Raw genomic sequence first — 12,032 nt, 5'->3', positions numbered from 1 at the left:
ACATGCGCGCAGATGTGCTGATTGTCGGGGCCGGAATGGTCGGAAGCGCCCTGGCGCTGGCGTTGCAGGGCAGTGGCTTGCAGGTGTTGCTGCTCGACGGCAGCCCGCTGAGCGTCAAGCCGTTCGCTCACGACGCGGCGTTCGAACCCCGCGTGAGCGCCTTGTCGGCCGCCAGCCAACGCATCCTCGAGCGCCTGGGCGTGTGGGACGGCATCGTCGAGCGCCGCGCCAGCCCTTACGGCGAGATGCAGGTGTGGGACGGCAGCGGCACCGGGCAGATCCACTTCTCGGCGGCCAGCGTGCATGCCGAGGTGCTTGGGCATATCGTCGAAAACCGTGTGGTCCAGGATGCCTTGCTTGAGCGCCTGCACGACTGCGACCTGGGCCTGCTGGCCAATGCGCGCCTGGAACAGATGCGCCGCTCCGGCGATGACTGGCTGCTGACCCTGGCCGATGGTCGCAAGTTGCGCGCGCCGCTGGTGGTGGCGGCCGACGGCGCCAACTCCGCCGTGCGCCGCCTGACCGGCACCGCGACCCGCGAATGGGATTACCTGCATAACGCCATCGTCACCAGCGTGCGCAGCAGCCAACCGCACCAGCGCACGGCGTGGCAACGTTTCACCGACACCGGGCCGCTGGCGTTTTTGCCCCTGGTTCGCGATGGACAGGAGGACTGGTGTTCGATCGTCTGGTCGACCACGCCGGCGGAGTCCGAGCGCCTGATGGCACTGGACGATGAAGGCTTCTGCCGTGAATTGGAGCGCGCCTTTGAAGGCCGCCTGGGCACGGTGATCAGCGCCGACCCGCGTGTCTGCGTGCCGCTGCGCCAGCGCCACGCCAAACGCTACGTGGCCGAAGGCCTGGCGTTGATCGGCGACGCAGCCCACGTGATTCACCCGTTGGCGGGGCAGGGCGTGAACCTGGGCTTTCTCGATGCGGCGACGCTGGCCGAAGTGCTGTTGTCCGCCACCGAGCGCGGCGAACGCCTGGCGGATGTAAAAGTGCTGAGCCGCTACGAGCGCCGACGCATGCCGCACAACCTGGCGTTGATGGCCGCGATGGAGGGCTTCGAGCGGTTGTTCCAGGCCGACCAACTGCCGCTGCGCTGGTTGCGCAATGCCGGGCTGAAGATGGTCGACCAGATGCCCGAAGCCAAGGCGGTGTTCGTGCGCCAAGCCTTGGGCCTGACTGGCGATCTGCCTGATTTGGCAAAGCCCTGAGCTTGAAACGCGGTCCCCTGTGGGAGCTGGCTTGCCTGCGAAGAGGCCATCAGCTCCACTATAAATCCTACTCATGCAACATCTGGTAACGCCTCCAGCAAGCGCCGGCAAATGTGAGTCCTTATCATTTGCGCTCTTTTTGCAAATGAGAGACCGCACCCATGTTGGCACCCAAGCGCCTCCTGACTGCCCTGGCACTCACCCTGATCGGCAGCACCACCGTGCAGGCAGCCGACGAAGTGGTGGTCTACTCCTCGCGCATCGACGAACTGATCAAGCCGGTGTTCGACGCCTACACCCAGAAGACCGGTGTGCAGGTGAAGTTCATCACCGACAAGGAAGCCCCGCTGATGCAGCGCATCAAGGCCGAGGGCGAAAACGCCACCGCCGACCTGCTGCTGACCGTCGATGCCGGCAACCTCTGGCAGGCCGAGCAAATGGGCATCCTGCAACCGTTCACCTCGCCGGTGATCGACAAGAACATCCCCCTGCAGTATCGCTCCTCCAACCACGCCTGGACTGGCCTGAGCCTGCGTGCCCGTACCATCGCCTATTCCACTGACCGGGTGAAACCGGGTGACCTGACTACCTACGAAGCCCTGGCCGACAAGCAGTGGGAAGGCCGCCTGTGCCTGCGCACCGCGAAGAAGGTCTACAACCAGTCGCTGACCGCCACCCTGATCGAAACCCATGGCGCGGCCAAGACCGAAGAAATCGTCAAGGGTTGGGTCAACAACCTGTCCACCGACGTGTTCTCCGATGACATCGCCGTACTCGAAGCGATCAACGCCGGGCAATGCGACGTGGGCATCGTCAACACCTATTACTACGGGCGCCTGCACAAGCAGAACCCGAAGCTGGCGGTGAAGCTGTTCTGGCCGAACCAGGGCGACCGTGGCGTGCATGTGAACCTGTCGGGCATCGGCCTGACCAAGCACGCGCCGCACCCGGAAGCCGCCAAGGCCTTGGTCGAGTGGATGACCACGCCTGAGGCGCAGAAGATCTTCGCCGACGTGAACCAGGAATTCCCGGCCAACCCGGCAGTGCCGCCGTCGGCGGAAGTGGCGACCTGGGGCAAGTTCGTGGCGGACACCTTGCCGGTGGAAGTGGCGGGCAAGCGTCAGGCCGAGGCGATCCGCCTGATGGATCGCGCTGGCTGGAACTAAGTACAATCTGCCAGGCACCGCAGTCCTGAATGTGGGAGCTGGCTTGCCTGCGATAGCATCACCTCGGTGTATCAGTGATACCGAGGTGATGCTATCGCAGGCAAGCCAGCTCCCACATTGGTTAGCGGCGACTTCAAATTCTTCATTATTCCGAGAGCTTTTCCTTGGCCCACCCCGCCCAACGCCGCTGGTACCTGCCGGTTTTCACCGTCGCCGCCCTGGTGCTGCTGCCGCTGAGCGTGCTGTTGCTGTCGTGGCAGAGTATCGATGTGCAGATCTGGTCCCACCTCTGGGAAACCCAGATGGCGCGCCTGCTGGGCAACACCCTGACTCTGGTGCTGGGCGTCGGCGTCGGTGTGACCCTGCTTGGGGTCAGCCTGGCCTGGCTGACCAGCCTGTGCGAATTCCCCGGGCGGCGCTGGCTGGATTGGGCGCTGATGCTGCCCTTCGCCATTCCGGCCTATGTACTGGCGTTTGTGTTTGTCGGCCTGCTGGATTTTTCCGGGCCGGTGCAAACCCTGCTGCGCGAGTGGTTCGGCACCGGCCTGCGCCTGCCACGCGTGCGTTCCACCAGCGGCGTGATCACCGTATTGGTGCTGGTGTTCTATCCCTATGTCTATCTACTGGCGCGCACCGCGTTCCTCGCCCAGGGCAAGGGCCTGATGGAAGCGGCGCGGGTGTTGGGGCAGTCACCGTGGCAAGCGTTCTGGCGCGTGGCGTTGCCCATGGCGCGGCCGGCGATTGGTGCCGGCGTGGCGTTGGCGCTGATGGAAACGCTGGCGGATTTCGGCGCGGTCTCGGTGTTCAACTTCGATACCTTTACCACCGCCATCTACAAGACCTGGTACGGTTTTTTCAGCCTTTCGAGTGCGGCGCAACTGGCCAGCCTGTTGCTGTTGGTGGTGATGTTGGTGCTGTACGGCGAGCGCCGTGCCCGGGGCGCCAGCCGGCCGAGCAACGAGCGGCCACGGGGCAAGGCGCTGTATCACCTGCGTGGGCTCAAGGCGGCGGCAGCCAGCAGTTGGTGTGGGTTGGTGTTTGCCTGCGCGTTTGTCATCCCGATGCTGCAACTGGTCGCCTGGTTCTGGCAGCGCGGTCGCTTCGACTGGGATGAGCGTTATTCGGGCCTGATCGTGCATACGCTCTACCTGGGCGGTATCGCTGCGTTGATAACCGTCAGTGTGGCGCTGGTGCTGGCGTTCGCCAACCGGCTGGCGCCTACCCGGGCGATTCGCTCCGGCATCAGCCTGGCCAACGTCGGCTACGCCTTGCCGGGCTCGGTGCTGGCGGTGTCGATCATGTTGGCGTTCAGCTACCTGGACCGTGAGCTGGTGGTGCCGCTGTCGGGCTGGCTGGGCGGTGCGGGCAAGCCGTTGCTGCTGGGCAGCCTGTCGGCGCTGGTGCTGGCGTATCTGGTGCGCTTTTTGGCGGTCGCCTACGGGCCGCTGGAAAACAGCCTGGCGCGAATCCGACCCTCGTTGCCGGAAGCGGCGCGCAGTCTTGGCGTGAGCGGGCCACGACTGTTTTGCAAAGTGTATCTGCCGTTGCTGCTACCGGGGACGTTGAGTGCAGCGTTGCTGGTGTTCGTCGATGTGCTCAAGGAAATGCCCGCGACCCTGCTGATGCGTCCGTTCGGCTGGGACACTCTGGCCGTTCGGATCTTTGAAATGACCAGCGAAGGCGAGTGGGCGCGGGCGTCATTGCCGGCCCTGACGCTGGTGTTGGTCGGCCTGTTGCCGGTGATCGGGCTGATCCGGCGCTCTGCTCGGCAAATCGGCTAGGTGCCAGTCCTACGGCTTGCAGCTACAATGCGCGGCATTCGGTGCGCTCCGCCTTTCTGGCCGGGTTGCTGTAGGTGGTTGCCGGCCTTGTAAATCAAGGCGTTCAGCACGTACGGCAACGCTGCGCACCTTCGCCAAGCCCGGAAGGAGAAACCCATGGGACAGCGTACGCCTCTGTATGACCTGCATCTCGCCCTCGGCGCGAAAATGGTCGATTTTGGCGGTTGGGATATGCCTCTGCACTATGGTTCGCAAGTCGAAGAACACCATCAGGTGCGACGCGACTGCGGGGTGTTCGATGTATCTCATATGACCGTGATCGATGTCACCGGCCCCCAGGCCAAGGAATGGCTGCAGCACCTGCTGGCCAATGATGTCGAGCGCTTGCATGGCTGCGGCCGTGCGTTGTACAGCGCCATGCTCAACGAAAAGGGCGGCGTGGTGGACGACATGATCGTCTACCGCACCGAGAGCGGCTACCGGCTGGTGGTCAACGCCGCAACCCGCGACCAGGACATCGCCTGGATGCAGGCGCAACGGGGTGACTATGGGGTGCAACTGCACGAGCGGTCCGAGTTGGCCATGCTCGCCATTCAGGGCCCCCATGCCCGGCAGAAGATCGCCGAGTTGGTCACCCAGTCCCGCGGCGCCCTGATTCATCAGCTCAAGCCGTTTGAAGGCCTGGCCGATGGCGACTGGTTTATCGCACGCACCGGTTATACCGGCGAGGACGGTTTGGAAATCGTGCTGCCCGCCGAACAGGCCCCGGGCTTTTTCAACGACCTGGTGGGCGCGGGCATTTCTCCCATTGGCCTCGGCGCCCGCGATACCTTGCGCCTTGAAGCGGGCATGAACCTGTATGGCCAGGATATTCACCAGGATGTTTCGCCGCTTGCGGCCAACATGGCCTGGAGCATTGCCTGGGAACCGGCCGAGCGCAATTTCATCGGCCGTACCGCGCTGGAGGCCGAGTTGGCGGCCGGTGTGCAATTCAAATTGGTCGGGTTGGTGCTGGAAGAACGAGGTGTTTTACGCGCTCACCAAGTAGTTCGTATCGCCAATGTTGGCGAAGGGGAGATCACCAGTGGTAGTTTCTCTCCTACGCTGAGCAAATCCATTGCCCTGGCACGTGTACCGACGGCGACAGCTGATCGTGCCGAAGTGGAAATCCGCGGCAAGTGGTATCCGGTTCGAGTGGTCAAGCCGACCTTCGTGCGCCATGGTAAAACCTTGATCTAACCTATTTCCGGCAGGCCAAAGGCCGCTGACACTACTTCTTGAGGACACAGACTATGAGCAATATCCCGGCCGACCTGCGTTTTGCCGAGAGTCATGAATGGGCCCGTCTGGAAGCTGACGGCACTGTGACCGTCGGTATCTCCGACCATGCCCAGGAAGCGTTGGGTGATGTGGTGTTTGTTGAGCTGGCGGAAGTCGGCGCGCAGTTCGAGGCTGAAGGCCAGGCCGGTGTGGTTGAGTCGGTGAAGGCGGCTTCGGATATTTATGCGCCCGTTGCTGGCGAAGTGATTGCCATCAACGAGGAACTGAGCGGGAGCCCCGAGCTGTTGAACTCCGACCCGTACGGCGCCTGGATTTTCAAGCTCAAGCCAAGCAACCCGGCTGACCTGGAAAAACTGCTGGATGCTGCCGGCTACAAAGCCGCCATCGGCGAGTAAGCACGGGTAAAAAGCTGGGAGGGGGCAAGCCCCTCCCAGATTGGCGTTTACTCAGGGTTTGAGTACGGCTTTTACCGCCTCCACCGACCGCTCCACATCCGCTTGCGTCATCGCCGTGAACATCGGCAACGACACGATCAAACGCCCCACCTTTTCCGCGACCGGGAACATGCCTTCCTTGAACCCCTGTGCCCGATAAAGGCTCAACAGGTGGATAGGCGGGTAGTGATAGCCGATGCCGACGCCGCGGGCCTGCATCTGCTCCATGAAGGTGGCGCGAGCGGGCAGGCCGTCCTGGCGTTCCGGCAGCACCAGTTGGAACAGGTGCCAGTTGCTGTTCTCAAAATCCGCCGGCGGCAGCTGTGCACCGTATTTCTCTTCGAAGTCGCTGCCGAAGCATTTGAAGTAGTGCCGCGCCAGGTTCTGGCGGTGGGCAGTGATCTCTTCGATGTGGGCAAACTGGCCCAGGCCGATGGTAGCGGCGATGTCGGTCATGTTGAACTTGCCGCCGAGTACGTCCACGTCCAGGCCGTCGAAACCGGTGCGTGTTACGCCTTGCAGGCGATACTTCTCTGCCAGGCGGGCTTCGTCGGCATTGTTCAATACCAGGCAGCCACCTTCGGAACAGGTGACATTCTTATTCGCCTGGAAGCTGAACGATACGAAGTCACCAGTGGCGCCGATGCGCTCGCCATCCCAGCTGGAGCCCAGGGCCTGGGCGGCATCTTCGATGACGCGCAGGTTGTACTTGTTGGCCAGTGCGTAAAGCATCGGCATGTCCAGGGGCAGGCCGGCCAGGTACACCGGGATGATTGCCTTGGTACGTGGCGTGATCGCGGCTTCTACCTGGGCCAGGTCGAGGTTGCGGGTAACCGGGTCGATGTCGGCAAATACCGGCGTGGCGCCCACTTCCAGAATTACGTTGGCGGTGGCGACCCATGAGATTGGCGTGGTGATGACTTCATCGCCCGCGCCGATCCCGGCGATGCGCAGCGCGATCTCCATGGTGCAGGTGCCCGAGTTGAATGTGCGCACCGGCCGGCCGCCAAAATATTCCGACAGCTGTGCTTCGAACGCCTGCACTTTCGGCCCGCTGGTGATCCAGCCCGAGCGCAGTACATCGCCAACCGCCGAGATGGTGGCTTCATCGATGATGGGTTTGGAGAACGGCAGAAAGGGCTGTTGGCTCATGACGACGAAGGCATCCGTTTCAAAGGGGTGATGAGTAAAGAATCGGTCAGTGCCGGCATAGTTGCACGGTCCGACTGAATATAGCCTGTCCTGCGTGAATGAATCGTCACCGTCGGGTTAAAAATGCCGCTTCAAAAGCGGCATTCTGTGCAGGCTTCAAAAAGAGTAGCGGGCTTCCAGAAACACATTCTGCTCCTTGAGCTTGCCTTTGAGTTGTTCATCCCGGGCGTTCACACGGTTCGCAAAGGTGTTGTAGCCGGTTTCAACATCGCCCATTGCGATGTAACGGTAACCAGTGCCCAGTGTGATCTGGTCAGTGACCTTGGCTTCCAGCCCCATGCCTAGGCTGTAGGCGAAGTTATGCTGGCGGTTATTGGCGAAACGACGGGTCACATTGGTTTGATAGCCTTCGGCTTCAACGCGTGCGACGCCCACCCCGGCCATCCCGTAGAACGACAACCATGGGTTGATCGAGATGTCTTTGTAGCCATTGAGCATCAAGCGTTGGCTCTGGACATGCAGGCTGTTGACGTTGGCATTAAAGGGGGCCCAGTAGGACTTGAATGTCGAGTTGTTCGGCATCGTGTATTCCCCTTCCAGACGCCAGCCACTGTCGAAGGCATAGCCCGCGGCGAACGAGGCCACGACAGACTTGCTGCTGTCCGGGGCGTCCACCCGTTCTGTCACGCGAGGGCTGGTGAGCAGCGAACTGGCGAGGTTCTGGCGAGCGCTGTTGAATTTGACTGATCCGTACCAGCTTTCTGCCTGGGCGTAGCTGGTGGAAAATGCAGACAGTAGCAGTGCATAGGCAATCTTGTGCATGGGCAGTGATTCGCTTTATCTAAAAAGGAATCCTTAGCTTGTTCCCCACCCGGATGAGGCTCGACAGGACTTTGCTGTATTGGGCTGTGAAAGCAGGAGTGCTTGTGTAGTGCCCCGGCGAGATTGACTGTAGGAATGGAAGACAAAAAAATGCCGCTGGTTAACAGCGGCATTTTTTATCGAGCACGAATCACTCGGTAACTGCGTTTTTCGCAAGGATGGCGTTGGCCAACTCCATGTCCGTGGCCTGTAGGCCAGGGTTGTCGGCGCGGACTTTCTGCATCGCGGCTTCCAGGTATGGGCCACGGATGCCACCGTCGCTGGCGACAAAGCTGCCTGCATCGTCTTGAGCAGCGACCACCAGTTTGTGGTCTTTGAATGTCAGGTACGTCGAGCCGGTAGTGGCGCCCGACGAGATGACATTGCGCCAGAAACTGTCGGCCATGGCTGAACCGACAGGGAGGGAAAGCACAGCAAGGGTTGCGACAGCATATTTGAGACGCATGATGGGTGACTCCGGGTGGGTTATCTGTTCTTTATGATTGTAGTTAGTCCAACCGAGTTCCCTCACTGACTAAACAGTTTCAACCCTCAACACCACGCCGTCCTGACCAACCACCCGGACTTGAGCGCCCACAGGGCTGTCCGGGCCGGTCACCATCCACACGCCATCGCCGACTTTTATCTTGCCTCGTCCATCCACAATCGCCTGGTGCACCATGAAGGTGTGACCGATCAGCTCCGAGCCGCGCTCGTTGAGCCCGGGTTGGTCGCTCACCTTGGCACTGCTGCGCTGGCGCTTCCACCAAAACACCGCTGTCAGTATGGACAGCAGCGCAAACAACAGGAGCTGCCACTCCAGCCCCAGGGGCGGCACCAGGAACTTGATCACGCCCACGGCAGCCGCGGCGATACCCATCCACAACAGGTAACCGCCAGCGCCGAAAACCTCGAGAATCAGCAGCACCGTACCCAGTGCCAGCCAATCCCAGAACGACAGATGCTGCAGGAAATCCCACATGGCGCTGGCCTCAGCCTTTCTTGTTGTCGAATGTAGCCTTGACGATCTCGCCGATACCGCCGACCGCTCCGATCACCTGGCTGGCTTCCAGCGGCATCAGGATGACCTTGCTGTTGTTGGCGGAGGCCAGCTTGCCCAGTGCGTCGATGTATTTTTGCGCGACGAAGTAGTTGACCGCCTGCACGTTGCCCGACGCGATCGCTTCCGACACCACCTGGGTAGCGCGGGCTTCGGCTTCGGCCTGACGTTCACGGGCCTCGGACTCCAGGAACGCGGCCTGGCGGCTACCTTCGGCCTCCAGGATCTGCGCCTGCTTCTTGCCTTCGGCGGTCAGGATCGCCGACGCCCGCAGGCCTTCGGCTTCGAGGATTTGTGCGCGCTTGATCCGCTCGGCTTTCATCTGGCCCGACATGGCAGCCATCAGGTCGGCGGGCGGGCTGATGTCCTTGATCTCGATCCGGGTGATCTTGATGCCCCACGGCGCGGTGGCTTCGTCCACGGTTTTCAGCAGTTTTTCGTTGATGCCGTCACGCTGGCTGAGCATGGCATCCAGCTCCATGGAGCCGAGCACGGTACGGATGTTGGTCTGCAGCAGGTTGCGGATGGCGTGTTCGAGGTTGTTCACCTCATAGGCCGCCTGCGCGGTGTTGACCACCTGGAAGAAGCACACGGCGTCGATCTGCACGGTGGCGTTGTCGGCGGTGATGACTTCCTGGGGCGGGATGTCCAGCACGCTTTCCATCACGTTGATCTTGCGACCGATGCGGTCCATGACCGGGATGATGATGTTCAGGCCGGGCTTGAGGGTGTTGGTGTAACGGCCGAAACGCTCGACCGTCCATTGGTAGCCCTGGGGGACGACCTTGAAGCCCATGAACAGGATGGCGATGGCCAATCCCACGAAAAGAAGCAGTACGGTTCCGATCTGCATAGCGATTCCCTATCCGATGTTTTCAGTGAGCGGATTGTAACGGTGTTGTCACCGTTAAGAACGGTTTCACACGGCAACAATCAACGGATTTGTTTCTGAATCCCCAGGCGTCACCCGCAACGCTTCGGCCATCGTCGTCAGGCCGGCGGCGACCTTGTCCGTGGCGGCCTTGCGCAAGCTACTCATGCCTTGGGCAATTGCACGTTGACGCAAGGCCTGTACGTCGGCACCGGGCGTGATCAGCGCCCTGAGGTCATCATTGAGCACCATGATTTCGTAGACCCCGGCACGCCCCCGGTAACCACTGTTTCGGCATTGCGCGCAGCCAATGGCCTCGTAGGCATCACCCATCGCACGCTTGCAGTGCGGGCATAACAGTCGCACCAAGCGCTGGGCCATCACTCCTATAAGGGTAGCCTTGATCAAATAATGAGCAATGCCCAACTCCTGCAAACGACTGACCGCGCTGGGCGCGTCGTTGGTATGCAGGGTCGACAGCACGAGGTGCCCGGTCAATGCGGCCTGGATCGCCATTTCGGCGGTTTCCTGGTCGCGGATCTCGCCGATCATGATGATGTCCGGGTCCTGGCGCAGCAGCGCGCGGATGCCGCTGGCGAAGCTCAGGTCGATGTTGTGTTGTACCTGCATCTGGTTGAAGGCCGGTTCGACAATCTCGATGGGGTCTTCCACCGTGCACAGGTTGATCTCCCGTGTCGCCAGTTGCCTGAGCGTGGTGTACAGCGTGCTGGTCTTGCCTGATCCGGTCGGGCCGGTGACGAGGATGATGCCGTTGGTCTGGCGTGTCATGGCGTGCCAGCGCTGCTGGTCGTCACCTGACAAGCCCAGTTGATCAAAGCCCTTGAGCAGCACCTGCGGGTCGAAAATCCGCAGTACCAGTTTCTCGCCAAACGCCGTCGGCAAGGTCGAGAGGCGCAGCTCGACCTCGGCCCCCGCCGGGCTTTTGGTCTTGACCCGGCCGTCCTGGGGTTTGCGTTTTTCCGCCACGTTCATTCGCCCCAGGCTTTTGAGGCGGCTGACCACCGCCATCGTGACCTGGGGTGGAAACTGATACACGTCGTGCAGCAGGCCGTCGATGCGAAAGCGCACGCGGCCTTGCTCACGGCAGGGTTCGATATGGATGTCACTGGCGCGCTGGCCGAAGGCGTACTGCAACAGCCAATCGACGATATTGACGATATGCGCGTCATTGGCGTCCGGCTCCTGGTCGCTGGCGCCGAGGTTGAGCAGATCGGCGTTGCCTGGCGCAGCGAGCTTTTGGTCGGCACCGCTGATGGACGTGGCCAGGCGATAAAACTCACCGATACAGCGGCGGATGTCCTCGGGGTTGGCGACCACGCGCTTGATCGTGCGTTTGAGCACCTGCGCCAGGCCGGCCTCCCAGCGGGTCACGTAGGGCTGGGCGCTGGCGATGGTAACGGTCTGCGCGTCCACGGCCACCGCGAGAATGGTGTGGCGCTGGGCGAAGGCGTGGGACATCAAGGGCACTACCTTCGCCACGTCGATGCTCAGCGGATCGATGCGCCAATACGCTTGCCCGGCCTGTTCGGCTAGCCACTGAGTGAGGGTTTCCAGAGGGACGCCCTGGGCGGCGATGCATTCGAGGGGGTGTTGGGTAGGGCAGACCGGCAGTGCCAGCAGGCGTTTCGCCACTTCGGCGGTCACCAACCCGGCGGTGATCAAGGCCGGCAATAACTGCTGCAATTCCAATCGCTGATCAACGGACATCAAGGTGTTCCTGGGTGGCTTGGGGTGTCATCCCAGGCTAGTCAGCCCTTGAACCGCTCAGTGGCGAGGTGTATTGCAGGTTTTTACTGAGCACTCGCCATTACCGCGCCAGGCCGCGCGGAATCGGCCGGCCACAGTTCCAGTGAACACACGCTGATCAGGTTTCGAATCTTTTCACCGATCACCTGGGCGCGGTGCCAGCTCAGGCCATCCATCACGATGTCGAGGGTCAGCAGGTCCTGCTCGCGGCTCATCGTCACCTGTTGCGGCGTCAAAAATTGCAGCGCGAAATAGTTGAGTACCCGGCACAGCACGTCCGGCTCCGCTTCGGCGACGATCTGGTAATGCGCCTGGCAATGGCTGCTGTTGACGGCCCACGCATCGACGCGGGTGACAGGTTGGGTGGTTTCGACGGCGTGCATGGACATCTCCACAAGTGATGGGAGAAATTTTTACATTCGCCAGCGGAGATTTCTTA

General features: G+C 61.6%; 12 protein-coding genes. 5 read left to right on the top strand and 7 right to left on the bottom strand.

Translation table 11 applies throughout. The features are described from left to right. The first annotated feature begins 2 nt into the window (after positions 1-2). The 5 genes from AC3ISR_RS27110 to gcvH all read left to right on the top strand — a co-directional run bounded on the left by AC3ISR_RS27110 (position 3) and on the right by gcvH (position 5,843). Positions 3-1,220: a 2-octaprenyl-3-methyl-6-methoxy-1,4-benzoquinol hydroxylase gene (locus tag AC3ISR_RS27110; protein WP_226454824.1), complete on the top strand. Its 1,218-nt coding sequence runs from the start codon at positions 3-5 to the stop codon at positions 1,218-1,220. A 161-nt stretch (positions 1,221-1,381) separates the two neighbouring features. Then, a complete protein-coding gene (locus AC3ISR_RS27105) occupies positions 1,382-2,386 on the top strand; it encodes an extracellular solute-binding protein (protein ID WP_017739066.1) in 1,005 nt (334 codons plus the stop codon). A 164-nt stretch (positions 2,387-2,550) separates the two neighbouring features. Next, a complete protein-coding gene (locus tag AC3ISR_RS27100) occupies positions 2,551-4,167 on the top strand; it encodes an ABC transporter permease (RefSeq protein WP_463983665.1) in 1,617 nt (538 codons plus the stop codon). Between the two features lie 156 nt (positions 4,168-4,323). Beyond that, positions 4,324-5,406, top strand: coding sequence for a glycine cleavage system aminomethyltransferase GcvT (gene gcvT, locus AC3ISR_RS27095; protein WP_192297918.1), 1,083 nt, complete (start codon positions 4,324-4,326; stop codon positions 5,404-5,406). Positions 5,407-5,459: 53 nt separating this feature from the next. Continuing rightward, positions 5,460-5,843 (top strand): glycine cleavage system protein GcvH, encoded by a 384-nt coding sequence (gene gcvH / locus AC3ISR_RS27090; RefSeq protein ID WP_463983664.1) that lies wholly within the window; start codon positions 5,460-5,462, stop codon positions 5,841-5,843. A 51-nt stretch (positions 5,844-5,894) separates the two neighbouring features. Here gcvH and AC3ISR_RS27085 read toward each other — a convergent pair whose 3' ends face one another. From AC3ISR_RS27085 to AC3ISR_RS27055, 7 genes are all read right to left on the bottom strand, one after another. Then, on the bottom strand, positions 5,895-7,034 hold the full coding sequence (locus AC3ISR_RS27085; protein ID WP_192297916.1) for a DegT/DnrJ/EryC1/StrS family aminotransferase: 1,140 nt from the start codon (positions 7,032-7,034) through the stop codon (positions 5,895-5,897). A 156-nt stretch (positions 7,035-7,190) separates the two neighbouring features. Continuing rightward, entirely contained in the window at positions 7,191-7,856 is a 666-nt protein-coding gene (locus AC3ISR_RS27080) for an outer membrane protein (RefSeq protein ID WP_192297915.1), read from the bottom strand. A gap of 190 nt (positions 7,857-8,046) precedes the next feature. Further along, a complete protein-coding gene (locus tag AC3ISR_RS27075; protein WP_003176799.1) occupies positions 8,047-8,361 on the bottom strand; it encodes a DUF2388 domain-containing protein in 315 nt (104 codons plus the stop codon). A gap of 69 nt (positions 8,362-8,430) precedes the next feature. Further along, complete coding sequence (locus tag AC3ISR_RS27070) at positions 8,431-8,877, bottom strand: NfeD family protein (RefSeq protein ID WP_463983663.1); 447 nt, start codon at positions 8,875-8,877, stop codon at positions 8,431-8,433. Positions 8,878-8,887: 10 nt separating this feature from the next. Next, positions 8,888-9,808 carry an SPFH domain-containing protein gene (locus AC3ISR_RS27065; protein WP_010207363.1) on the bottom strand — a complete coding sequence of 307 codons (921 nt, stop codon included), beginning with the start codon at positions 9,806-9,808 and terminating at the stop codon, positions 8,888-8,890. A 66-nt stretch (positions 9,809-9,874) separates the two neighbouring features. Then, positions 9,875-11,554 (bottom strand): GspE/PulE family protein, encoded by a 1,680-nt coding sequence (locus AC3ISR_RS27060; RefSeq protein ID WP_463983662.1) that lies wholly within the window; start codon positions 11,552-11,554, stop codon positions 9,875-9,877. Positions 11,555-11,637: 83 nt separating this feature from the next. Then, positions 11,638-11,976, bottom strand: a complete 339-nt coding sequence (locus AC3ISR_RS27055; protein ID WP_463983661.1) for a hypothetical protein — start codon at positions 11,974-11,976, stop codon at positions 11,638-11,640. Positions 11,977-12,032: the final 56 nt, after the last annotated feature.

It is taken from the genome of Pseudomonas sp. GL_117 (assembly GCF_057835125.1).
This window is presented reverse-complemented; position numbering and strand designations above follow the sequence as displayed.